The organism is Paenibacillus sp. N3/727, from assembly GCF_022637315.1.
GTDB classification, from domain to species: Bacteria; Bacillota; Bacilli; order Paenibacillales; family Paenibacillaceae; genus Paenibacillus_AQ; species Paenibacillus_AQ uliginis.
In genome coordinates, this window is record NZ_CP093336.1 from 715,123 (window position 1) to 740,256 (window position 25,134).

General features: G+C 47.8%; 21 protein-coding genes and 1 pseudogene. 11 read left to right on the forward strand and 11 right to left on the reverse strand.

Annotated features, from left to right (window positions below):
• Positions 1-3: 3 nt before the first annotated feature.
• Positions 4-1,422: a sensor histidine kinase gene (locus MNQ98_RS03260; RefSeq protein ID WP_241931894.1), complete on the forward strand. Its 1,419-nt coding sequence runs from the start codon at positions 4-6 to the stop codon at positions 1,420-1,422.
• Between the two features lie 276 nt (positions 1,423-1,698).
• Complete coding sequence (locus MNQ98_RS03265; protein ID WP_241931895.1) at positions 1,699-2,088, forward strand: DUF3888 domain-containing protein; 390 nt, start codon at positions 1,699-1,701, stop codon at positions 2,086-2,088.
• 20 nt (positions 2,089-2,108) lie between these two features.
• Here MNQ98_RS03265 and MNQ98_RS03270 read toward each other — a convergent pair whose 3' ends face one another.
• From MNQ98_RS03270 to MNQ98_RS03290, 5 genes are all read right to left on the reverse strand, one after another.
• The gene (locus MNQ98_RS03270) at positions 2,109-2,570 is read right to left on the reverse strand and encodes a 2-thiouracil desulfurase family protein (protein WP_241931896.1); all 462 of its coding nucleotides are present in this window, start codon (positions 2,568-2,570) and stop codon (positions 2,109-2,111) included.
• Between the two features lie 133 nt (positions 2,571-2,703).
• Positions 2,704-3,198: an NUDIX hydrolase gene (locus MNQ98_RS03275; protein ID WP_241931897.1), complete on the reverse strand. Its 495-nt coding sequence runs from the start codon at positions 3,196-3,198 to the stop codon at positions 2,704-2,706.
• A gap of 112 nt (positions 3,199-3,310) precedes the next feature.
• On the reverse strand, positions 3,311-8,185 hold the full coding sequence (locus tag MNQ98_RS03280) for a WIAG-tail domain (RefSeq protein WP_241931898.1): 4,875 nt from the start codon (positions 8,183-8,185) through the stop codon (positions 3,311-3,313).
• 246 nt (positions 8,186-8,431) lie between these two features.
• The gene (locus tag MNQ98_RS03285) at positions 8,432-8,878 is read right to left on the reverse strand and encodes a GreA/GreB family elongation factor (RefSeq protein WP_241931899.1); all 447 of its coding nucleotides are present in this window, start codon (positions 8,876-8,878) and stop codon (positions 8,432-8,434) included.
• Positions 8,879-8,994: 116 nt separating this feature from the next.
• A complete protein-coding gene (locus MNQ98_RS03290) occupies positions 8,995-9,141 on the reverse strand; it encodes a hypothetical protein (protein ID WP_208915983.1) in 147 nt (48 codons plus the stop codon).
• Positions 9,142-9,960: 819 nt separating this feature from the next.
• Here MNQ98_RS03290 and MNQ98_RS03295 point away from each other — a divergent pair.
• Positions 9,961-11,457: an HD-GYP domain-containing protein gene (locus tag MNQ98_RS03295; RefSeq protein WP_241931900.1), complete on the forward strand. Its 1,497-nt coding sequence runs from the start codon at positions 9,961-9,963 to the stop codon at positions 11,455-11,457.
• A gap of 129 nt (positions 11,458-11,586) precedes the next feature.
• Here the strand turns inward: MNQ98_RS03295 and MNQ98_RS03300 are convergent, their stop codons facing one another.
• Positions 11,587-12,681, reverse strand: a complete 1,095-nt coding sequence (locus tag MNQ98_RS03300) for an FAD:protein FMN transferase (RefSeq protein ID WP_241931901.1) — start codon at positions 12,679-12,681, stop codon at positions 11,587-11,589.
• A 239-nt stretch (positions 12,682-12,920) separates the two neighbouring features.
• Between MNQ98_RS03300 and MNQ98_RS03305 the strand changes: the two genes are divergently transcribed.
• The 6 genes and pseudogenes from MNQ98_RS03305 to MNQ98_RS03330 form a co-directional block, all read left to right on the forward strand.
• The gene (locus MNQ98_RS03305; protein ID WP_241931902.1) at positions 12,921-13,319 is read left to right on the forward strand and encodes a NusG domain II-containing protein; all 399 of its coding nucleotides are present in this window, start codon (positions 12,921-12,923) and stop codon (positions 13,317-13,319) included.
• A complete protein-coding gene (locus MNQ98_RS03310; RefSeq protein WP_241931903.1) occupies positions 13,294-13,848 on the forward strand; it encodes a Gx transporter family protein in 555 nt (184 codons plus the stop codon). Before MNQ98_RS03305 ends, MNQ98_RS03310 begins: the two co-directional genes overlap by 26 nt.
• Positions 13,849-13,916: 68 nt before the next feature.
• Complete coding sequence (locus MNQ98_RS03315) at positions 13,917-14,810, forward strand: energy-coupling factor transporter ATPase (protein WP_241931904.1); 894 nt, start codon at positions 13,917-13,919, stop codon at positions 14,808-14,810.
• A complete protein-coding gene (locus tag MNQ98_RS03320; RefSeq protein ID WP_241931905.1) occupies positions 14,795-15,688 on the forward strand; it encodes an energy-coupling factor transporter ATPase in 894 nt (297 codons plus the stop codon). The genes MNQ98_RS03315 and MNQ98_RS03320 overlap by 16 nt, the downstream gene beginning before the upstream one ends.
• A 9-nt stretch (positions 15,689-15,697) precedes the next feature.
• The gene (locus MNQ98_RS03325; protein WP_241931906.1) at positions 15,698-16,489 is read left to right on the forward strand and encodes an energy-coupling factor transporter transmembrane component T family protein; all 792 of its coding nucleotides are present in this window, start codon (positions 15,698-15,700) and stop codon (positions 16,487-16,489) included.
• Between the two features lie 221 nt (positions 16,490-16,710).
• Positions 16,711-17,156 (forward strand): annotated as a pseudogene (locus tag MNQ98_RS03330) (DNA methyltransferase); the annotation flags it as partial.
• Between the two features lie 48 nt (positions 17,157-17,204).
• Here MNQ98_RS03330 and MNQ98_RS03335 read toward each other — a convergent pair.
• Entirely contained in the window at positions 17,205-18,089 is an 885-nt protein-coding gene (locus MNQ98_RS03335; protein WP_241931907.1) for a helix-turn-helix domain-containing protein, read from the reverse strand.
• A 289-nt stretch (positions 18,090-18,378) separates the two neighbouring features.
• On the opposite strand from MNQ98_RS03335, the gene MNQ98_RS03340 reads away from it, so the two are divergent.
• Positions 18,379-19,857, forward strand: coding sequence for an erythromycin esterase family protein (locus MNQ98_RS03340; RefSeq protein WP_241931908.1), 1,479 nt, complete (start codon positions 18,379-18,381; stop codon positions 19,855-19,857).
• A 460-nt stretch (positions 19,858-20,317) separates the two neighbouring features.
• Entirely contained in the window at positions 20,318-20,524 is a 207-nt protein-coding gene (locus MNQ98_RS03345) for a DUF5316 family protein (RefSeq protein WP_241931909.1), read from the forward strand.
• A gap of 156 nt (positions 20,525-20,680) precedes the next feature.
• Here the strand turns inward: MNQ98_RS03345 and MNQ98_RS03350 are convergent, their stop codons facing one another.
• The 4 genes from MNQ98_RS03350 to MNQ98_RS03365 form a co-directional block, all read right to left on the reverse strand.
• Positions 20,681-21,655, reverse strand: coding sequence for a polyprenyl synthetase family protein (locus tag MNQ98_RS03350; protein ID WP_241931910.1), 975 nt, complete (start codon positions 21,653-21,655; stop codon positions 20,681-20,683).
• A 16-nt stretch (positions 21,656-21,671) separates the two neighbouring features.
• A complete protein-coding gene (locus tag MNQ98_RS03355; RefSeq protein WP_241931911.1) occupies positions 21,672-22,118 on the reverse strand; it encodes a hypothetical protein in 447 nt (148 codons plus the stop codon).
• A 119-nt stretch (positions 22,119-22,237) separates the two neighbouring features.
• The gene (locus MNQ98_RS03360) at positions 22,238-24,115 is read right to left on the reverse strand and encodes an FAD-dependent oxidoreductase (RefSeq protein WP_241931912.1); all 1,878 of its coding nucleotides are present in this window, start codon (positions 24,113-24,115) and stop codon (positions 22,238-22,240) included.
• Between the two features lie 95 nt (positions 24,116-24,210).
• Positions 24,211-25,113 (reverse strand): FMN-binding protein, encoded by a 903-nt coding sequence (locus MNQ98_RS03365; protein WP_241931913.1) that lies wholly within the window; start codon positions 25,111-25,113, stop codon positions 24,211-24,213.
• Positions 25,114-25,134 lie beyond the last annotated feature (21 nt).

Genomic DNA, 25,134 nt, shown 5'->3' on the forward strand with positions numbered 1-25,134 from the left:
CTGATGAAATGGAGATTGACTGGCAGATTTTTAACATCAGTTGTGCTGATCGTTGTGATGGTGGTGTCCATGAATTTTCTGCTCATAGCGATGCTGCTTATCGGCCAGTCATCCTGGTTCGGGCCTATCTTCAATAAGCAGGAGACATCTGCAGAAGAGATCACCAGAGCATTCCACGAACATATCGTCTTCACTGATCAACAGGAGGTCAATGTGACCGCCGAAGGCAAGGAAATACTTGATCACGCGCAAGCCTGGATTCAGATTTTAGATGAGGATGGCAATCAGCGGTATGGTTATCATGTGCCGCAAGGCGTCAAGATGAAATACACTCCGTTTGACATCGTTCAGATGTACAAGTATCGAGAGATTGACGGCGATACAACGGTGTTTATCGGTGAAAAGCAGGCGGGGCAGACCGCTTACAGCTATTTTATTGGCTTTGAGAATCGGTATTTACAACGGAGTGTGCTGCTTTTAGATTACCGGGAAGTAGGGCAGTTTCTTAAAATAGGGAGCCTGCTACTTATTGGGATTGATGCGCTCATTGCACTGTTCATTGCCTATTTATTCAGCAAGCGGCTTACGGAGCCGCTGCATGCGCTCATGGACGGGATCAAAAGTTTGGCCAACAAACAATACGATCTGCATAATCGGCCTAAAGGTATCTATAAAGAAATGTTTCAGCATGTCCACAACCTATCCAAGGAGTTGCGTGCGAATGAGCACAAGCAGCGGCAAATGGATAAAATGAAGGAAGAATGGATCGGCAACATTTCTCATGATATTAAGACGCCGCTCGCTTCCATTCAGGGGTATGCGGAATTGATGAAGGAGGTAGAATATCGCCTCTCTGTTGAGGAGATGCAGGAGTATGCTGCGATCATTGAACAGAAGGCGCTCTATCTGGAGGAAGTGATCGAGGATCTCAATCTGTCGACCCGACTCAAGAACAAACAGCTCGCTGTCCGGCGGGAGCCTGTCAATCTTGTGTCAGTTGTGCGGGATGTCGTTATTGACCGGTTGAACGATCCGAGGCATGCGGAGCGGGCAATTGAGTTTCATTGCAGTGCCGAACGGTTGGTCAAAGACGTTGACAAAATCTTAATGCAGCGGGTGATCGGCAATCTGATCGACAATGCGATTGTTCATAACGATGAGAGTGTGGTTATTCAAGTAAGTATCGAGCAGGAGTACAAAGGACGCGTCCGTATTACTGTGGCCGATAATGGCAAGGGCATTCCGGAAGAGGAACTGGAACGGATCTTCGACCGTTACTATCGGGGTACAAATACTGGGGAACGGCATAAAGGCTCCGGTCTAGGCATGGCGATCGCACATGATATTATTATCGCACATGATGGCATGATTACAGCGGAAAGTCAGCCGGGTCATGGCACTACAATCGAGATTGTGTTGTAAAGCGGATTGGTTTCACCAATGGACGGGCCGACCGTGGTGGTTAAGAGCTTGTTTAGGATTAGTAGTAGTTTACAGAAAAGGTGCTTCCAGAGTATAGCTTTGGGGGTGCCTTTTTTTCTGGATTAATATGATGTGTAATAACATAACTACAAACACACGGATACCGAATTCGGGCTCCGTGCGTTTGTAGTTTTGAACAAGGACGAGAAATGTGTATGAAAAATTGTTATTTTGGAATATTTATATTCAACTGCTGTTGTCCAAAGGAGGAGAACATTGAGAAAAGGATGGATTGTTTTTTCTTTGATCCTAACACTGTTTGTGGGGTGGGAGGGGTCCTGCTTTGCAGAAGTGAAGAACCCTCAAGAATCCAGAGAGCTGCAATTTCAAGATATGCTAATGCTTTTTCTGTTACCGCATATAGAGCAAAAACTTGATGAAGTTTATTCAAGCCTGCTGACCGTCTCACCGAAGCAGTATCCTTATTCTATTGATATCAAACATGTAGAGCGATTAAACGGGTTTAGGAGTTTTCACTTATTGATTACTCTTGAAGCGAATCCTACGGTTGGTCCGCATATTCCTGTAGGAAAAGATCGTTTTACTTTCGAAATATCCCCTATAATACCTGACAACGTGAAACTCGTTCATTTCAAGGCTTGTTAAAAAATAAATAAAACTCCGATCTATGAAACGACAAGTTCCGCCAACTGCTCTTCGGATATCACGCGTATGCCGTGCCGGGTCAGCAGCGCAGTGGTAACGCCGTTGCCAGTCATTTTTTCGTTCTCAAAACGGCCGTTATAAATCATGGCGCTGCCGCACGAGGGACTGTATTCTTTGAGGACAACGGTTGTTGCATGGATGTCTTGGGCTTTTTCTAGAGCGGCATAAGCACCTTTAATGTACATATCCGTCACGTCCCGGCCTGATTTCTCGACCACTTTGGCTTTGCCGTCTAACACGTCATCCCCGTCACCGCCAATAATCTCGGCAGGTTCTCTGGGTGTAAAAAAACCGCCGAGCAGTTCGGGACATACGCTGACCGCTTTGTTTTGCTCGATCAGCTCGCGGATCGTTTGATTTAAGCTATGCGTACCGTTATATCTTACTTCCATTCCTGCCAGACAGGAGCTTACTAATATCATAGATACCACCTCAAACTAATTGTAGTTTATGATTTCGCCCAAGTAAACCCGGCTATGTTGAATACGGTTCGATTGTGAATAGAATTCATATATTCAAAACAAAAAGCCCAGCTTACAAATGGGTGTTAATTCCTTATGGCTTCAGCTCGAGTGAGTCCTCCAAAATATGCTTATGTACCGGATTCCAGCCCTTGTAATAATGCTGCGTCTCAGCAGGATTGATAAAAATCCGGCGAGCCGACTCGAATTCGGCCTCGAAAGGATGGAGCTGGGCGATGTCCATCCGGTAAAACACCTGATAGCCTATTTTGGGGTAGCGGCTGTTCTCGGTCCAGTTAGGGCATTCGCTGTGGTCGACTGAGATATGACCTAGCAGCTTACAGTCACCTTCAACATAACCCTCTTCCAGCGCTTCCCGCTTGAAGCAGGACTCTGGCATTTCCCGCGGTTCAATGTGTCCCCCGGGAAAGTCCCAGCCGCGGTCGCGCAGGTCCACGAGAAGCAGGCGGCTATCCAGATAGCAGAAACCATGCACACTTGTGATCAGATGAAGGGGAGGGAGGTCGTCGCTCCCATGCCACCTCAGCTTGACTCTCGACTGACCCCAAACGGTATAAAAATGGGTCATTTGAATACCTCCTATATTACTCCGGTTTACCCTATTATATGGGAAATACTAGGTTTAGAGCACTGTGAATTTAACAAGCGGTACTCTGGATAGAGTACCGCTTAAGAATGGATTATTGGGATGGACCGATAGCAATCCAGGATAAAAATCCGTAGCTTGAATTGCAGCTTGATTGGCGTGTGACTTCCAGGACGGTGACGTCGCTTCTTTGAAGTTTAAGTGATACTTGGAAGCCAGGATGATTGCTCATGGCAACGATGACGTAATTAACAGATGCAAACGGCTCTTCAAAGTTGACGATCACTTCGGTCGTGTTTTCTCCTGCCGGAATTGCGAACGCGGTCAAACCGTACTGCTGGACTGCAGGCTGAGCATCGGTACTCCGGATCGGTGTGAAGGACATATGCTTTGGGAATACGGAGGCCGGTGCAAGATGATCCTCTGTGACGGCTTCATCGGCAAGATGCTGACTGGTAATCGTTCCGTCCGCAATCTTGTTTCCCGTAATACTGTCATCCTGTACGGCAAGGGATTCTATCGCCCCTGGCGTGAGGTGACGGTAGTCGATGGAACTTTCGGCAATCTTGTTCCCCGTAATGCTGTCATCCTGTACGGCAAGGGAGTCTAGCGCCTCAGGCGTGAGATGACGGTACTCAATGGAACTTTCTGCAATTTTAGCCGCCGTAATGCTGTCATCCTGTACAGCAAGGGACTCTATCGCTCCTGGCGTGAGATGACGGTAGTCGATGGAACTTTCCGCGATTTTAGCCCCCGTAATGCTGTCATCTTGTACAGCAAGGGACTCTATCGCCCCTGGTGTGAGATGACGGCAGTCAATGGAACTTTCCGCAATTTTAGCCCCCGTAATGCTGTCATCCTGTACGGCAAGGGACTCTATCGCCCCTGGCGTGAGATGACGGTAGTCGATGGAACTTTCGGCAATCTTGTTCCCCGTAATGCTGTCATCCTGTACGGCAAGGGACTCTATCACCCCTGGCGTGAGATGACGGTAGTCGATGGAACTTTCAGCAATCTTGTTCCCCGTAATGCTGTCATCCTGTACGGCAAGGGACTCTATCGCCCCTGGCGTGAGATGACGGTAGTCGATGGAACTTTCGGCAATTTTTTTTCCCGTAATGCTGTCGTCCTGTACGGCAAGGGACTCTAGCGCTTCTAGCGTGAGATGACGGCAGTCGATGGAACTTTCGGCAATCTTGTTCCCCGTAATGCTGTCATCCTGTACGGCAAGGGACTCTATCGCCCCTGACGTGAGATGACGGTAGTCGATGGAACTTTCGGCAATTTTGTTCCCCGTAATGCTGTCATCCTGTACGGCAAGGGAGTCTAGCGCCTCTGGCGTGAGATGACGGTATTCGATGGAGCTTTCCGCTATTTTAGTCCCTGTAATGCTACCATCTTGTACCGCAAGGGAATCGAGTGCTTCCGGCGTGAGATGACGGCAGTCAATGGAACTTTCGGCAATTTTGTTCCCCGTAATGCTGCCATCTTGTACCGCAAGGGAATCGAGTGCCTCCGGCGTAAGATGACGGTAGTCAATGGAACCGTCTGCAATTTTTGCTCCTGTAATGCTGTCATCTTGTACGGCGAGGGAGTCTAGCGCCCCTGGCGTGAGATGACGGTAGTCGATGGAACTTTCCGCGATCTTGTTCCCCGTAATGCTGTCATCTTGAACGGCAAGGGAGTCTAGCGCCTCCGGTGTGAGATGACGGTAGTCGATGGAACTTTCCGCGATCTTGTTCCCCGTAATGCTGTCATCTTGTACGGCAAGGGAGTCTAGTGCCTCCGGCGTGAGATGACGGTAGTCGATGGAACTTTCCGCGATCTTGATCCCATTAATGCTACCATCCTGTACGGCAAGGGAATCTAATGCTTCCGGTGTGAGATGACGGCAGTCGATGGAACTTTCCGCGATCTTGATCCCATTAATGCTGCCATCCTGTACGGCAAGGGAATCTAATGCTTCCGGTGTGAGATGACGGTATTCGATGGAGCCGTCTACAAGATGCTTGCCGGAGAGGGAACCTGAGGCGATTTTGCTGCCCGGTATGCTGTGAGCTGCGAATTTGTCACCCGTCAGACTGCCTTTCTGTAAGAGGTCAGATGTGATAGCGCCCTTTTCAATATGACTGGAAGCGATGCTACGCTCCTGTAAATGATGGGGGAGAACCGCTCCTTCTGCTAAATGGCGGGACTGTACGACACCAAGCTGCAGATGATCGGAGCCTACACTCTCTTCCTGCAGGTGGTTGTAGGATACGGATTGACTTTGCAAATGTTCAGTCGTGATGGAAGAAGCTGCAATATGACGATCTTTTATAGCGGAATCATCAATATGATGTGAGGCTATGCTGCCTTCTGCGATGTGGGAGCGGTTGACAGCTTCCAATTGAATGTGGGAGGAGCCGACGGATCCTTCCATGATGTGTCTGGAGGTTACCACCTCATCCTGCAGATGATTCTGGCCTACCGATTCCGGAGCGATATGGCTTTCTCCGATAACTCCGTTCTGGAGGTGGCGGGAGTGGATAACATTATCGCTGAGATGATTCGGCTGAATGATACCAGACTGCAAGTGATCTGCGGAAATCGAGGCGTTCTGGATTTTGTTGCCGCTGACCGCGTTATCTTGTATGACGGCCTCAGATACAGCCGAAGGACTGAGATGAGTCTCTATAATAAGCCCAGGCTGAAGCTTGTGACCAGGTATGCTTTCGTCTGCGAAAATTTCAACGGAACGAACTTCGTCGGAAAGATGATCCAGCGTAATAATATTTTTTTTGAGATGATATCCGTAGATGGATTCTTGTGTCAAATGTTTGCCGTAAATGGATTCGAGTGCCAGATGCTGGGCAGAAACCGAATGAGGAGCGATTTTGTCAGTTGTAACAGAGTTCTTTTGCAAGGCATCAGCCGATACCGACTCAACGGATAAATGAATGCCCTTAATTGCATTTTCTTTAATTTTAGAGGAGCTTACGCTTCCTTCTGCCAGCTTGGCGGTAGTGACCGCCAGGTCGGTTAATTTATCAGTCGACACGCTTTCCGGGGAAAGCTTAAGCGAGGTTACCGCATGATCCGACAGATGCTGCGGGAATACAGCTCCAGGAGCGATGAAAGAGTCCGTAATGGCACCCAGTGCAAGCTTCTCTGTCGTTATCGAGCCGTTAGCAATAGCATCCGATACAACGGAGGATGGTGCGATATGCTTGCTTGTAACGGAGCCGATGGCAAGATGATCCTGACCGACCGCACCGGTCTGCAGAGATACAGAGCCAACACTTCCTGCTGCAAGATGTGCCTGTCGTATCGCTCCTTTCGCAATGTTCGAGGAATTGACGCCTTCCTTCGCAATGATTTCTCCGTTGACGGAACCAGCTGCCAGCTTGCTGCTTGTTACACAGCCTAGTGAAAGTTTATCTTCCGTCACAGATTCTGTCTGAAGATGAAATGAGGTAACCGATCCACCAGACAAATGACGCTCTGTAATCGCTTGGGACGCTATAGCAGCCGGATGGACAGCATTATCGTTAAAGTGGTGGGGCTGCAGACTACCTTCCGTAATATGCTCGCTCTGGATAGCGCTATTACCGATATGTTGGGAACGCACTGCTTTGGTAGCGAGCTGTTCTGAATCGACGGACCCTTTACCCAAATGGCGGGTGTGGATAGCTTCATCGGAAATCTTGCTGGACAAAATACTTTGGTCGGCAATTTTTGATGCTGTAACAGATTGCTCCACCAGTTTTGCGGTGCCTACTGACTGATTTGCCAGCTTTGTGTTTGTAATGCTGAAATCGCTAATGTGACGAGATTGAATTTCTTGGCTCCCGATCTGATCCTTACCAACGGCGGCTGTTCGGATTTGATCTGACCCGATTGCGCCTTGCGCCAGGTGGACAGTAGTAATGGCGTCTTTCTGAATATGCTTCCCACTGATCGTACTCTCAGCCAACTGCTCAGATCCGATCACCTCATGCTCCAGGTGATTCCGGGCAACAACTCCATCGGCCAAGTGAAGACCGGTAATGGAATGATTCTGGATGTGAGTTCCATCAACGGCGCCGGACTCAATCTTACTGGCGCTGACTGCGCCTTCCCGAAGTTTGGATGTGGAGACAGATTGATCCGCCAGCTTGGAGGTGTGCACGGATTCGTTGGCCAGATGCCGTGTTTCCACAGCGCTTGAGGCAATCTTGTTACTGGTGACGGCAGCATCATCAAGCAGGCCGCCTGATATGCTTAGACCACTGAGATGGCGGGAGAGCACCGCTCCGTTCGCAAGTTTATCCGAGGTGATGCTATGATCGGCCAGCTTGTGAGAGGTTAGACTGGCATCCTTGATTTTATCTCCACTTATCGTACCAACTACAATCTTCCGGTCAGTGATGGAACTATCGGCCAGATGATCACTGTTGATTACCGAACCTCCAAGCTTGGCGGAGGTGATGCTGCCGTCGGCAATTTGAAGACCTGTTATAGCGTAATCCTGCAATGCATCACTTCCGACTGATCCGGTGGCCAGCTTGGAGGCGGTGATGGCACGGGAGGCGATCCGGCTTTCCGTGACTGCACCTTCACTGATATCTTCAGTATAGATAAAAGGCCCCTTTAGGCCGGGCATTTGTTTCTCAGTCAGCAGGTGCTCCCGGTGGTCGGCGGTGTTGAATAATTCTAAGGTGTCTGGAGAGAGGGGGCTGTCTTCCTCTTCAAAATCTTCTCTCATTACCTCCTCTTCCGGTACATCGGTGCTTTCCTCAGGCAGCAGAGCTTCGAGATCTAAGGCGTCGATGCTTTCTTCTTCCGGAGCAGCTGCCGCTGGAGCCGAAAGAACCCGGGCCTCCCTATCTGCTGCTGCACGGTTTTTTGCTTCGTTACGTCCTGCCCAATCAATTTCTCTTGTATTAGGGTCCACCACATAGCGCTGGGTTGGATTTTTACCCGCTGTATGCTTCCCTCGTTTTTTCAAGACTGCACGCTCCTTCCGAAAAGTGGTTCGTCTTCGGCATCATATGCATGGGACTAGGCGTCTGTCACAACTATACTGGTATTTCAGAGCAGCAATTGGAGAAAAATTTCGTTATACATATTTGAAGGGAAGTGAAAGGGGCTTAAAGGCAAAAAAGGGACTGTCAACTTGGTCGTGGGTAGACCGAAGGACAGCCCCTTGAGGTGTGCTGATGGTTATTCTATGTGTTTAACTCATGCTTGGGAATTAGTCGCAGTTTATATCTACAACGGTCACTTTTGTGATTTGCCCGGGAGTCACAATTGTAATTTGGCTGTCTTTGGCAGCCATAAGAAGCTGGGAGCCGAGCGGAGAGACGATGGATATGCAGCCATTATCCGGATCAGAGTCTTCCGGCAGACACAATGCATAGGATTCGCAGTGATTGCTGTCGTCATATTGCACGGTTACCGTACTCCCGAGAAATACAAAATCGGGGCACGGGATGTCATCACCGTCGATGTGATTGTTCAGATACTGCTCCAGCTTGAACATATAGCGTTCGATAAACGCTTTGGTATTTTTTCGTTCTCGCACAATACGGACGTCGTCAGCGGCAGGGAGGTACCGATCAAGAAATAGAGTGAGCTGTTCATCAAAAAAAGTTAATTGGGAAACAAGCGTTTCTCTTACATTGATCTTATGCAAATTCATGGTCATATCTCCTCTCCTCATGCTATGGCTCATTATAGATTGAGCTGCAACCTAAATTTATTGTGATGCACAATCCGGTCCATTTCATACATGATCCTCCTTGGTATCGAATACGTTCATTTCAGTGTTCCAAACATGGTCCTCAGGATAATCTCAACGATAATGAATACGAGAATCGCGGTCGAGATGCAGGAGATCGCAAATATGAAGATACCTGCCCGATCTTTTGGCTTTTTCCCTTGCTTGGTTTTTGGAATATTCATATAAACATCCTCCGCTTCCGAATTCTTGTGTGAAAGAACGTCTACAGAGATGTATACCGATCGCCTCAACCTCCCTTAATGGAGCAGCCGATTTAAGAAGGTTACATTTAATGTAAAAATCATGTTGATAAACAGGAAGGCATCTCGTTTGTAAACAAACGAAATGCCCTCCATTTAGCTGCCCAATCTATGCCTCCATTATGCCATAAAGGCAGGTAATCGACAACATAAATGGTATGATATGTATTTTAAAGGCTGGTGTAACATTTAATTACTTTTCTGGATCTGGTGGATATAGACGTACCCTGCAGAATAGTCTGCAGGGTACTTTTGTGAGCGCTGAAGCGCCAATATAATTTAACCCCTGACGGCCTGATCGGCTGTACAGTCGGTTCCTTGTGTTTGAAGTTCAATTTCGGGATACATTACTTCCAAAACAACAAAAGCCCTGCCTCTCTTTCGTCCTTGCGGCTCCGATGACCGCTCCAGTGTGAATCAGAAAACCAACATCCTTAAACTCTTACTTTTGGGTTAGAAAATAGGAATTCTCAACTTCATCTGAGTTAGAAAATATAAAATTCGCGAGGAACTTACGGGGTTAAACTTCGCCTAACAATTTATGATTATATCACACTTGATACACTTTAGCAAAGATAGGTCAGTACAAAATTGGAAAGAAACAAAATCTCTTGATTTTTTTGTCGATTCCAACGATATTCTATACATAGGTAATTTATTCCTAATGAATGGAAGTATAATTCCAGCCAACGGTGCATAAACGAATATAATATGACTAATTGCGACGAAAGTAGGCATTTCATGCAACTATACAGGTCCTTCTTAAATCAGCTTATCCGTAATTATGTAATCGGTTCCCTTATTGCTGTACTCGTAGTAGGCGGCGTGTTGCTCATAAGTACATTTGAAATTTCTTACATTGAAGGTATGCGTCTGTTGAGCATTATTGGAATCTCGTTCCTCATTATGATTATTGCAGAAATCTTTGTATTTTTGAGGCATATGCGATTGATCCGGCAAACCTTGAATACTTCAAATGCAGATCTGGCGACCCTGGAGGCTGCTTACCTTCAGGTGCACCGTATGCCGAAGCAGGCGGTGTACCGTATATATGGTCCACATTTGTTCGGCCTGTCTGTGCCGGCGATCTTGATTACGATTTGGATGCTGAATCGTGGGCTGCTCAGCATACCGTCCTTTTATATTTGGCTGGCTTCACTAGGTGCGGTGCTCATTGCAAGTTGTCATGCGATGATCGAATTTTTCCTTACCGTAGCTGCTATTCGTCCAGTGGTAAAAGAGCTTCGCCGACAGGCGCTGTCCCGGTTTGGCGTTGACTTTTCGCTGGAGGGACATGTGTTTACTGCCATTCGTACGAAGTTCCTGCTCAGCACGATGCTGATCGGAACTTTTCCGCTCTTTTTATTCAGTCTGGCAGCCCAGATCCGACTTGAGGAGTTTGACAAGATCATTTCCCAGCAATATTGGGGCTGGGCTGGTGTCATTCTGTTGATTGGAGTAACTTTCGCCTATATTGGCGCACTTCTGTTGACACAAGATGTGCATCGTCCCATTCGTCAGTTATACCGGGCAATGAATGAAGTTAAGGAAGGGCGTCTGATTCAGACCTCGAATCTGTATTCAGATGAATTTTCCACACTGATCGCCGGTTTTAATATGATGGTCCGGGGGTTGCAGGTGAGAGAAGAACGGAACCGGAAGTTACTAGACAGCTATTTTGCGGCTCTGGCTGCTGCACTGGATGCACGTGACCCTTATACGGCAGGACACTCATTACGTGTGGCGGAATACTCGGTTCTTCTTGGTGAACTGGCAGGACTGAATGAAAGTGAGATCGACCTCTTGCATAAGACTGCGCTACTTCATGACATTGGGAAAATCGGAGTCCGGGATAACGTTTTGTTGAAGGAGGGAAGATTGACAGAGGAAGAGTTTTCTCAGGTGAAAGCCCATCCGGAGCAGGGGGAGAACATCCTGCGGCAGATCGAGCCAGCTGATGCGATGGCTCCATATCTGGAAGGGGTACGTTCCCATCATGAGCGCTATGACGGAAAAGGTTATCCTGACGGCTTGAAGGGCTGTGATATCCCGCTGTTCGGGCGGATTATTGCGGTTGCGGACGCATATGACGCGATGACCTCTGATCGACCTTACCGCAGTGGGATGAGATCCATCGAGGCTCTGAATATTCTGGAAGAAGGCCAGGGAACACAGTGGGATCCCGATTTTGCGGGCATGTTCGTGAAATATATGAGGGCCCAACAGGAAATGGCTTAACACGGCTGCAGACCAGTTGGTAGACTCGGTACTCTGTGCTGAATGAGTTAGTAGGGAACAAACAACAGCACATAGAAGAGCAGGGCAGCTTTTCCAGTAAGGAAGAGATGTCCTGCTCTTACTTTTGTGCTATTCGTTCATTAACGTGTAGCTGTCGTTGGTCATAGTCAGAACCTTAGCCATACCTGACGTAATGTACACTTTTTTATCCTTGGTTATAAATAAGGCCTCTGCCTTATCCAGTTGCTCCGCAAATTCGAGGCCCTTTTCTAATCCCATGGAGAAGATCGAGGTGGACAGCGCGTCCGCATCGATGGATTTGTCTGTCAGAATCGTGACACTGCTCAGATTGTTGTCGACAGGATATCCTGTATCCGAATCCAGAATATGGTGGTACACTTTTCCATCTTCCTCGAAAAAGCGCTCGTATACGCCCGATGTGACGATAGTCTGGTTCTCCACCTTCAGGTTGCCGATCGGATTGCCCCGAGAAAGGTCAGGATCTTGGATACCGATGGTCCATTTGTGGCCGCCCGGCTTTTGTCCCAAGGCAAGCACGTTACCGCCCAGATCAATGATGGCGCTCTTGAAGCCGTTGTCGGTCAAATATTTGGCAATGACGTCCGCCGAATAACCCTTGGCGATAGCGCCAAGATCCATTTCCATGCCTTTTTCTTTCAAGTATACTTCACGGGTGTCCGGGTTCAGTTCGACCTGGTTATATTGACTAAGCGGTATAAGTTCATCAATTTTAGACTGGTCAGGAACATGCGCGCCTTCATTTCCGATATTCCACAGCGTGACGAGAGGGCCAATTGCCAGATTGAAACGGCCTTCTGTTTGCTTAGAGTACTCATATGCTTTTTGAATAACATTGAAGGTTTGTTCGGATACTTGGACAGGCTTGATCCCGGCATTATCGTTCACCTTGGCCAGCTCACTCTTGTCATTCGTGCGGCTCATTTCAGCGTCGATCGTTTTAAGTAGTTCTTCAATTTCATCAAAATGACGGTCCGTGATCCGGCTGTCATACACCTTAACCTGCACAATGGTATCAAAAATATAGTAAGACTTCTTGATTGGATCGGTTATTTCCGTCTTCTGGCCGGAGTCGGGCGTCTTTTCAGTGAGATCTGCAGGAGCCGCGCCGGAGTTCATGCAGCCTCCGATGATAAGCAGGGCGGACAAAAGCAGAAGCAGTGATGAGCGCTTAATTATTTTCATGAGGATTCCTCTTTTCCACCAGGTTTCGACTGGATTATAGCAGAGCCCGTCAGAGGGTGGATGTGAGACTTCTCATAATTTACTTAAATTTTTGAATAAAATTTTGGATTTAGTGATGATTTTGTGAAATCATTCTCAAACTGGCCGGATTGGGTGTTTCCTTCATTGAAGGATAGGTGGGGAGTAGGTATAATGAGGACGTCTAAGATTTATATAATCAAAAAATAAGGAAGATGCTTATGAAACGCGGAGACTTGGTACTGATCTCAGTTGTGCTGGCAGCAGCACTGATATTTCTTGTTCCGAGATGGTTGGACGGAAAAGATAGTGAAAAAAATCACAATAATCCGTTGACGGCAACCATTACGGTGGATGGTCAATTGTTTAAGACTGTGGAATTAACGGAAGAAGAACAGATTATTGAAATTAAGACGGATCATGGTATGAATATTCTTAAGGTGTATGATTACGGGATCGAAATGATTGAAGCGGACTGCCCGGATAAAGTGTGCCTCAGCTTCGGGTTCGTTGACAAGAAAAATCAAAGCATCGTCTGCTTGCCTCACAAAGTATTGGTTGAGGTAGAGGGTGCCTCGGGAGGAGAGAGCCAGGATGAAGTCGACGCCGTTGTCAATTAACGAATCTGCCATGCTGCTTAAAAAGACGGTCATTATTGCCATTTTTGCGGCGGTTGCTGTTGTGCTAAGCATTGTGGAATCCCTTATTCCGGTGAACCTGTCAGTGCCGGGCGCAAAGCTGGGGCTGGCTAACATTATGGTGCTGACCTGCTTGTATTTTTTGCGGGGAAGAGACGCGATGACGTTAATCGTTCTAAAGACGGTTCTGACCGCGATGATCTTCGGAACCTTTTCCAGCTTTTTGTTCAGTCTGTTCGGCGCGCTATTCAGTTTTGTTGTCATGTATGGCCTGCTCAAAATTAGCGGAAAAAGACTCAGTCTGATCGGAATCAGCATCGCCGGCGGGGTAGCGCACAATATCGGTCAGCTGACGGCTGCTTCGATTATTTTCAAAACCTCTTCGATCTTTTACTATTTGCCGGCGCTTCTTCTGACCGGTATTGTGACCGGTGTCCTTATCGGTATTGCCGTAAGATATTTGGTGCCATCGCTTTCCAAGCTGTCATTGTTTGCTGGTTTTACAGATTAAGAGGTTGCACGGGAGACCGTAAACAGGCAGATTTCAGCTGTGAGGACGGCAGAAGGGAGGAACTTGCTATGAACAGAGCGGGATTATATAACAGGCCTAAGTCGCATGAATCGGAAAAGTGCGCGTCTGGAGAACAGCATCAGGCCCCGGCACTAACCTTTAAGGAGGTTAGCTTTTCGTATAACGGGCAGTCGAACAACATCCGCTCTGTCAGCTTTACGGTTCCCCAAGGACAGTGGGTGACTGTCGTGGGGAGTAATGGGAGTGGAAAATCTACGCTTGCCAGACTGTTTAACGGACTGTTGGCGCCTAATGAAGGTCTTATAGAGACAGCGGGCTTGGAGCTTGTACCGGATAACCTGATCGCAATCCGCCGTAAGGTAGGGATGGTATTTCAGAATCCGGACAATCAATTTGTTGGCAGCACGGTGGAAGAGGACATTGCCTTTGGACTTGAGGGCATGTGTATGCCGAGGCGGCAGATGAGAGAGCAGATCGACCGGTATGCTGAACGATTTGGCGTTAGCCATCTGCTTAAAAGACATCCCTCCGAGCTGTCCGGTGGACAGAAGCAGCGGGTTGCGTTAGCCTCAGTGCTTGCCATGGAGCCAGAAATATTGGTGCTGGACGAAGCCTCCTCCATGCTGGATGAACAGGCAAGGCGCGACTTGACCCATATCCTTAGGGATATGCACCGGGAGGGGCGGTATACCATTGTGTCCATTACGCATGACGCGGATGAAATTATGGCCTCTGAAAGGGTGCTTGCTCTGCGGGACGGTGCTGTTATTGCAGATGTGTCACCTGACGACCTGTTTAAGGATAGGGAGCTGATGTTGCTGTGCAGCCTAGAGGCCCCATTTGCACGGAAGCTTGTACAGGAATTGGAGTCTCGGGGAGTTGCAAAAGGACAATCCGGTGATGAACAGGAGCTGATGGATTTCTTATGGTCATTCAATTAGAGAAGGTGTGCTTCGATTATGATGCCCGTACCCCTTGGGCCAGCGCTGCACTTCGAAATATCGATCTCGGAATTGGTTCAGGAGAATTCATTGGCGTGGCCGGAACGACTGGATCAGGTAAATCCACGCTGCTTCAGCTGTTCAACGGTATTATCAAACCGACAGCCGGCACAGTATCTGTGCTTGATGTCATGATTACTGCAGGTGAGAAGGCACCTAAAATGCGAGAGCTCCGGCGACGTGTCGGATTGGTGTTTCAGTTCCCGGAGCAGCAGATGTTCGAGGAAACGGTGGAAAAGGATATTTGTTTCGGGCCGATGAATTTCGGAGCAAGTCAGGAGGAAGCTAAACAGAAAGCATTGCAGGCATTTGTTAAAATGGGTCTGGATCCGGCCCTGCTGCAGCGCAGCCCGTTTCAGCTGAGCGGCGGGCAGATGCGAAAGGCCGCCATCGCCTCAGTGCTTGCCATGGAGCCGGACATTCTCGTCCTAGACGAACCGACGGCTACACTGGACCCCGTTAGCAGGATGGAACTGATTGGGATGCTGCAGACCCTATGTCGTGAGGAAGGCAGAACGATCATTATGGTTACACACCGTATGGATGAATTACTGGAAGCGGCTGACCGATGGGTCCTTCTTCATAAGGGGGAGTGTGCCTTTCAAGGTACTGCCCGCGAGCTGGCAGGCCGGGTGGAAGTCATGGAAGAGTGTGGTATGGCAGTTCCGCTACCGCTTCGCTGCTGGAGCATTCTGTCGGAACGCTTCAATCTGGGGCACGAAGAGCCCTGTTTCACGGCAGAATCACTAACAGAGCGCATAGCAGCCCTGCGAAACACAAAGGCTGAGATGTTTACGGAAAACACCGGAGAGGAATGAGGGAGGATTATGCGCGACAAGCTGATAATCGGGAGGAGCATTGATACCGGCTCTTGGATACACGGTCTGGATCCACGGGCGAAGCTTGCGGCCATGCTGCTGTACGTTGCGGTCATCGTCATGGTGTCCTCATGGCCGGGCATGGTGCTAACGGCGCTCTTTTCCATTCTGATTATGTATAGCACACGAATATCGTTCCGTTATTACCTCAAGGCGATGAAGCCGCTGCGATTCCTTATGGTGTTTATATTTGTCATTCAGGTGCTCACGGTTAAAAGTGGGGAAGCCTTGCTTAGTCTGGGATCGTTCACCCTCTTTAGCGGCGGATTGGAAGTTGGCCTGCTTAGCGTAATGCGGATGGCTCTTCTGGTATCGTTCACGGCTATACTGACGTTTACAACAACACCTGGCAAGCTGAATCTGGGTCTGGAGGGTGTGCTCAAGCCGTTAAAAAAAGTCGGGGTGCACCCGGAGCGGCTCAGTCTGATGATCAGCATAGCACTCCGGTTCATTCCGACAATATTGGATGAGACGCATAAAATTTTGAAAGCTCAGGCATCCCGTGGAGCAGATCTGAAGGAATTGCCGTGGAAGGATAAGGCCAAAATGCTCGTCGCCTTGCTCGTGCCCGTTACGGTCAGTGCCTTTCGCCGGGCGCAGGATCTCATTCATTCCATGGAGTCCAGGGGATTTGTGATGAACGAGCCGCGGACCAGCCTGCACAGTCTGTCATGGGCAGCAAGAGATACGGGCTTTCTGATGCTGTTTGTTATGCTTGGTGCAACTATACTGCTAGTTTGACCGTAGTCTGCGACCGGGCTTAAGCCTTTACTGGACGTAGTCATATGACATGGATGCAAGGTGTAAAAACTGATGCTGCTGAAAGCAAAAAGTTGATGCCATGAATGATTCATAGGATAAAGCATTAAGAGGCTGTTCTATTAAATAAAAACAGACAATGGGGGTGTCCCAAAAGGTCCATTGACCTGGGACGCCCCCATTGTCTGTTGTAAGACGGCTGCGTGCCCGCAGAGGAATTTGCGGGCTTTTTACAAGCTGTATTCCATCCGTCGTCCTTTCAACGGGGTTTCGAGGACGCCATGAACGCAGCAGACATCACGGTCAGGACCACAGATGTATTAGGGTTAAGAACGCAGCAACCTTTGGTTGGGCGCAGTGTCGCTTTAAACATTTTATGCTCATTTGAAAGGTAAGGCACCGGCTTGGTACGGTGACCGCACTCAGACAACCATTTGGAAGGCAGGGCTACCGGCGGAGGAACCCCTTCCGGACACAGTATGGGAAATCTCCAAAGGTGATGTAACGAAGTATGTTCATCCAACCCAGAAGCCGTTCGAACTGTAGCTATTCCAATCAAGAATAGCAGTCGTCGGGTGATGAGGTGGTCGACTTCTTTGGCGGTAGCGGATCAAAGCCATCACGGCCGCCACGATCACAAGACCGATGACAATGCCAAGGCTTTGTTTTTTAGTATCATTCATTCTACAACACCTCTCTATTCCTCAAACGATAAATTCATAGGCTCGTCTAGAAGTTCACACATAAAATCCATATTTGTCGTAGGCACCTTGGTATCGACTTCCTCGAATTGAAGCCCATCAATCCAGACCTTTCCGCTTCCGGACAGCAGCACCCCAAAAGCAATCGAGGCACTATTTTCCGGCACATCCAGCACGATGCTGTAATGGTTCCACGCCGTATCTCCGATAATGGGGCGGTCACTCATGTTGTCAAATTGCAGCACATCATGAAGCGCATCGTCGACTCGCATCCAGAACCCGCAAAACCCGTTCACTGCCTTTGTTTTGATAAACCCTGAGAGCTTTAGTTTTTTGCCCATATATTTATCCGCTTTGAATTGCTGCATCATCGTTGCAAATTCGCCTTCCGTCGGTACTACTGTAACCGACTTTAAAAATCCGGATGCTTTCCCTTGATGGAAGGTTTCTCGGTCAATCCCCATCTGATAATTGAAGGGGTGACTCCCGCTTAATTGCCATCCTTTTAATAATTGTCCATTCTTCATTTTCATTTCCTCCCTTTGCATCGTTAATTTGCCCATAATTTTGCGATACTGCCCTGGCGGTAATTGATAGTATTTCTTAAAAGAACGGGTGAACGATTCTTGGCTTTCAAAGCGATAATAGATGGCAATATCTATAATTTTTTCATCTGTGAACAGTAACATGTTGGATGAATTTGCAATTCTCCGAAATCGGATATACTCAGAAACGGTCACGCCAACCTCTTGCTGAAAAATCCGATGATAATGATACTTTGAAAACCCCGCAAACGCAGCCATGCTCTCTAGCGATAATTCTTCGTGCAAATGCGTCTCTATAAAGGCAATAGACTCTTGGATGATCGGACTGTAGCTCAATTGATAACCTCCTTAGCAATAGAATAACAGAAGCAACCGCTGCTAATTTGACATATATTGCTTTATTCCCTGCTACACTTTTGTCTAAAAACCTAAGCGATCTTCATATGGAGATCTTCTCAGTAGATTTGCAAAGTTTATAAAGCAACTCTTGTTCATGTGACGATAATCAACTCTCCAATATTATTGTGTTCAAATGAAGATAGCAATAATGATCAAAAAGACATGGTGCTATTTATGTATTCTTGAAGAAGAACGCAAATTATTTTTCGGTAAGGAGTTAGATTCAATGAAATGGAACACGAATACCTTTGATTTACGTCGTTTTTTTTGCATGCCGCTTACTTTAATCATGCTTAGTACCACGATAACAGCTGCTGTTATTCCGGTAAAGACCGCATATGGGGAAGCAGCGGTGGGAACTTCGTCCCAGCCCATAAACGGAGCATTAATACATGAACAACAAGCCAGAACCGCCAGGTCGTATCCGGACGCATTATCCGATTGGAAGCGTTGGGCCGCGGATCATGCTTATGCCTTAAACACGATCCAACCGGAACCATGGTCTTCGAGTGGTGGATCCATTGCGCAGGACAAATTTAGCGATCTCGATATGCTGATCCCATTGCTCGCTGACAAGCGAATTGTATATTTAGGAGAAAATTCACATGGCGTGGCCGAATTTAATCTAGTCAAAACGCGCCTCATTCAGTACATGCATCAAACACTAGGATATAACATTGTTGCATTTGAAAGTGGTTTGGCCGACGCTGCCCTTGCACAAGGAAGAATAAAAAAGACGGCGACCCAGGAAACGATGATGCGTTCCATATTTGGCGTATGGTGGACGGAAGAGACGAATCCGCTATTCGAGTACATGAAGGAGACACATAAGAGTGAATCACCTTTGCGGCTGATGGGTTTCGATATTCAGATGCAATCCCCGCTATTTCAGGATGCGAATTGGATTCCAAGCAAGGGGCTGAAGGACAGAGCGTTGCAAGCGGAACATGCAATTCATAAGTGGAGACTGAGCAAGGATCTCAGTGGATTCCGCAAGGCCAAGCCTGAGCTGATTAAGGTGTATGAAGAGCTATTGCAGGTCGTGACTAAGAATGAAAATGCGCTGAAGATGGACTATCCCGATGAGCCGCATATCGTCAAGTTGATGAAGCGAGCACTAGAGGATCGCATCCGGGTCATTCAGGAGTTTAATGAGCTGTGCATCCAATCCAATTTATTAACAGAACAAGAGGATTATCGTGGCGCCCAGTCCATGATGGAATGGCGCGATCGTGCGATGGCTAGCAATCTTGCATGGCTAGCAACAGAAATTTATCCGGAAGAGAAAATCATCGTGTGGGGACATAATGGTCATATAAGCAAAGCACAGTCTCTGATTTCAACCATGCCAAAGAGTATGGGAGAGCTCATGCCGAAGGAACTGCAGCAGGAAAGCTACGTCATGGGTCTATTTATGGGCGAAGGACAAGTAGCCGAGAATACGAGGGAACCGGTACAGCTGGATCCGATGATCCCGGGATCTATGGAAGATATTTTATCTGCAGTAGGACAGCCATATACATTCATGGATTTACGCTATCGGGAAAATGAACGCGGAAATTCGTGGATATTCGAACGGATGATAGCCTCTTATCAGGTGATGATGCCGATGACGCTGGAGCTAAGACGACATTTCGACGGCGTTCTGCTGATCAAACAAGTGAAAATGCCGACATATTTGCCGCAAAAAACGACCAAGGAATAGGCTAATCCGAAGTGAAGCGCGCATAAGCTAGAAGGAAACCGTTTCAAAAAAGTTATTCTTCTTCGTTTTTGAACTCTTTGTATTCAACTAACGGGATACTATAGTTTAGAATCAACTGTCTGATAGGGGCGGTTTTTCTTATGCCAAGACATATTAAAAGGAGGACGCTGACACGTAGCATGAACTTGCAGTGATGGAAGGTATACTCGAGTAAAAGCAGTATCGCAAGATAGTAAAGGTCAGCTTTACCAAGTGGGTCAAGGACTTTTAGGATGACCGCATCGAGATCAAGACGGTAGGTGATCTTAAAAAGCTTATTGAAGGATATGGAGTTGCAGAAGGATAAGTATTAATTCCGTGATGTGTTTATGGAAAAGGTGCTTTTTTCAGCCTTGAACATAACTATAGCCAGAAATAAACGTTGTTACGAAAGAGGGTGACTTAAGAAGGGGGCTCTATTATGCAGTGGTTTTTATATATTGGATTTACTTGCATATTTATATCTGGACTTTGCGTTGGAGCATGGACTACTGGTTATCAACAAAGAGGTAATTTTTATTCGGAATCTAAGGATGACCGTGGATTAAAGAAAAAAGTAGCTACATGGTTTGCCGTAGCTGGTATCGTTTCGTTTACAGTAGCGGGTATATATTATTTATTAAGTTAACCAATCAGGAAATTCGGGGGCAAGAGCGATCGTAGGAATGATTCGTACGCGGAACGTCTCACAACAGATAAATGGAGATACCCAGCGACTACAAGTACAAAACAAGGGTGCCCCATTGGTCTAATGACCGTGTTGGGACACCCTGTTGTTGTTAGATCAAGCTGCCGAGAAGTAGTGAAGAAGAACCTTCAGATCCTCATGAGCCGGGAAGCCGGATAACTGCCCGATAATGGCATTAGCACGCTCCAGATACGAACGGCTGAACTGCACTGTCTTCTCAAGCGCTCCACTTTGCCGGATTGTCTCCAGAACCTGCTCGATATCGGAATCAGGAGAGTCCGGGCCAATGGAGCGAATCATTCCAGAGAGAGCTGGGTCCTGCAGAGCGAACAGTACGGGTAGAGTAACTTGGCCATGACGGAGATCGCTTCCTGCCGGCTTGCCGAGTGTTGCGGCATCCTGCGTAAAATCCATCAAGTCGTCCTGAATCTGAAAATGCATGCCTAAACATTCTCCAAATTCATAGAGAAGGTCCGCCGTTTGTGATTCGCAGCCTGAGGAGAGAGCTCCGGTTCTCAGGCAGGTAGCCATGAGCAGCGCTGTCTTGTTACGGGATTTCTCCAGATACTGCTCAAGGGTTTGATCGTAGTCGAAAGCATGGGCCATTTGCTGGTATTCCCCAATACACAGCTGGGTGCTTGCGATAGATGATAAATCATGCACATACCGTTCCTGATCCGATGCATATTGGGAGAGAAGTTCAACAATGCGTAGCGACATATAGCTACCGATATGAACGGCCTGGCTGACACCGGTCTTCAAATGCATGGCTGGTTGTCCACGGCGTAGGTCTGAACGGTCGATCACATCGTCATGAACTAGCGAAGCTGCGTGTATGAACTCGGCTGCAGCTGCAAGCTGCCACTGTTTACGTCCTACAGACTTCGGTCCAAATCGGGAGCCAACCAGCACCATCAAAGGACGTAGTCGTTTGCCGCCGGATCGAATGAGCTCAAGCACACTTTTGGCTACGACAGATGAACGAGAGAGATCAGGGTCATGCTTGACGATTTGTTCGATTTCCCGGTTCACCCGGTTGATGTCTACATTCAATGCTTCATGAAGCTTCATCCCTGATTCCTCCTCGTTACATCGCTTTTCCAGTCTGTTTGTGCTTATATTCGCCGCATAGAAATTTCTCGAAATGCATCGTAAGATCTTCGTCTATCAATCGCCCTTCTGCCAAAGCAATTTTCTGCCGTTTCAGCACTGGGGCTAGATGGCTTACCAGATCCGTTTCCTGAAATTTGACGGCCATCTGTAAATAAAGGCTGTATAGGTAGTCGCCGTCCAATATGTTTCGAGTCAGATCGGGATCACTGAACGAGCAGTCCCGGTGACGCTCTCGCGCCATGTGGAGCAGGCTGTAGAGTGCTAGCAAAACCGTCTGTCGTTTAGGCTCCAACTGATGATGATCCAGTACCTGAACTAGCCGGTTCATATCGTGACAAGGAATATCCAGGACGATTCCGGCAATCGGGGACCATTCTTCATGCAGTAAACGTACGGTATCGTTCATCAGTCGAGTATTCATTAAGCCCACTCCTTCGAGAAGTTTTGCGGAAGATCATCCTCAAAACGAGATCATATTAACAGGAGTCATACGCAGTAATATGCATATGCCTCCTTGTTTAGACAACGTGATTCAAATTACTAATCGGTATACAGATACCAACGTTTCACAAGAGGAACCTTTTTCCAATGCTTTTTCAGCCAAGGCAGTACATAGTAGTCGAGGCCAAGTGTGCTTCCAGCACCGCCGATTGTAGCGATAGCAGCCGTTACAAACCACAGCATTTCATAAGGGGCCATACCTGATGTCCAGATCATAACACCCATCGCAATTGTACCGATGGAGGCAACAGCTGTGAACAGACCGGCGATGAGCATAAGGCCAAACACAATTTCAGCCCCTACCATACCCACTTGGAATACGGAAGCAAGGGCGGTATAACCTCCGTCTGCGGTATAGAAGAACATATCCATAAAGCCACTGACCATGCTGCTGATGAAGCCGGGCACCGGAAGAGCTTCAATAGCATCCTTAGCGGTTGTTACTGCAGAAGCAGCTGTCTGTGCGTCAACCGTCTGGGAGACTGCTTCCACCGCTTGGGTTGCCGCAGTTGTCGCATCTGCTGTAGGAGCAGGGGGAATCAGGAAGATCCGGTTCGGATCATCTATGATTTTAAGCAGTTTCTCCCACCCTTCGGTTAGCCACATGATGCCCAGATATATACGAAGCGGGACGAGCCAGAAATTCGGGGAGCGCTTCGAGAAATGTCCCCCGAGGAAACTTCTACGGTTATTCACATGGAAAAATTCATGCATCATATAAGACCAAACTTTGTTGAAACCGGCAACTGTAGACAGGTAGAACATGTTCATGAAATGCTTGGATAGCATTGCGAAAAACCCAGTTAGCATGAACATTTTATTCGGCAATCCAACATTGGCTACACCATAACGGCTGCCGATGCAGACCATGGTGCCATGGAACGCCGGTTTATATGATTTCTTCGTTCCGTTAGTAATGTCCGCAATCAGGTTGTGTGCGGCCAGCGCTGCAGCCTGCTCAGCGTTCTCTACCATCTGTGGTACGGGACGGGTCTCACCTTCCGGAACATAGAAGATGTTATCGCCTATGACATATACATTTTCATGATCAACACTTTGCAGCTTGTCATTCGTTACGATCCGTTTGCGTCCTTGCTGCTGAACGTCCAGATTTCCGACCAGTTCGGAACCTTCGACACCAGCTGTCCATACGATTGTGTTAGCGATGATTTCCTTGCCTTCTCCGAGAATGACGCGGTCTTCGCCAACGCCGGTAATTTTGGCGCTTGTGATGATTTCAACTCCGATTTTGCGGAGGTATTTCTCGGATTTGGCGATCAGTTTATCCGGCAGGATAGGCAAGATTTTTGGTGCCATATCCGCTACAACGAGTCGGACCTCGGATTTATCAATATAAAACTCTTTGCACAATTCATCACGGAATTCAGCCATTTCACCGATGAGCTCAACACCGGTAAAACCAGCGCCTACGACGACGAAGGAGAGCTTTGACTTACGTACAGCCGGGTCGTGCTCTTTAGCTGCTTCGCGGAAACTGTGACGGATTTGCTCCTTCAGACGTACCGCATCTTCAAACGACCAGAGGGTGAACGCATTTTCTTCCGCGCCCGGAATGCCGAAGAAGGTTGGTTTACAACCTGTACCTATGACCAGATAGTCGTATTCATAGACAGCAGTTTCTGAACTCAGCTTTTTACCGTCAAAGTCGATGTTGTTGATTTCGTCGAGCACGACATCAACGTTAAGCCCAGCAAATATTTTTTTTAGATCAATCTTGACTGAATCCTCCGGTGTCCGGTTAGCCGCTACCTCATGTAGCTCAGTCAGGAGGGTATGGTAGGGATTGCGGTCAATCAGAGTAATCTGTACATCTTTGTCCTTCTTGAACTTCTTAGCCAGCTTTTTAGCTGCATGAACGCCGCCGTATCCGCCGCCTAGTAAGACAATCTTTTTCACGAAGCTCACCTCATTGGTCTCATTGTGCTGCAAAAGCAGAAGCGGGAGCATGCTCCCGGTCTTCTGCTTGCAGTGTTATTTTCATTTTTAGTCGCTTACTTTGCTCCTTCGAGCGCTTTTTCAGCAAGCTGGAAATATTCTTGAACGCCGACGGATACACCGGAAAGTGCATCTGTTTTGCCTTCTTCGTTAAAAGATAAGCTGCCGACGCCTTGGTTCTCCAGGTAGAACTGCTGAGCTTTCTCAACTTGCTCGTGCCATTCAGCCTGTGCTCCACCTTTTTCCTTCATGCCGTATTTTCCGTCTTTGGAGAAGTCTTGTTTGTCTTCGCCTTTATCGTTCACGCCGCTGAAGTAAGCTGCGATAACTTTACCGTTGGCAACTGTAAGATCAACAGTTGATTTCCAGCCGCTATTGGCATCCATTTCTCCTTCAGCATGGTAGCCTCCATCTTTGTAAGGTCCAGCTTCAGTAGGTCCAGCCTGAATTGCTTTCTGAGCGATTTCTACGAAGTCATTTACATGGATCGACACACCGCTGATCGCATCTGTATTGCCTTCTTCGTTATAAGTGATAGCTGCCAGATCCTGCTTCTCAACCAGGAACTGTTCGGCTTTCTCAGCCTGTTCGTGCCACTCGGCTTGAGCACCGGCTTTTTCCTTCATGCCGTATTCACCGGACTCAGAGAGGGTTTTCTTGTCAGGTCCAGCCTTGATATTAGAGCCGTTCCAGTTCACGTCTTTGATCTTTCCGCCTTCAACATGAAGGGTGACATTGTACTGCCAGCCGGATTTTTCGTCCATTTCGCCTTGAGCGAAGTAGGCTCCGTCTGTGTATTCGCCAGCTTTTGCCTCCGTAGTAGGTGTTTCTGTTGCGGGTGCTTCAGCCGCAGGTTTTTCCGTGTTGGCAGGTTCCTCAGCTTTTTCCCCGCCGCAGCCTGCGAGCAGTCCTCCAAGGACCAGAGTTCCGGACAAAATGATGGACAATTTCTTTTTCATACCAATGACCTCCACTTTTTG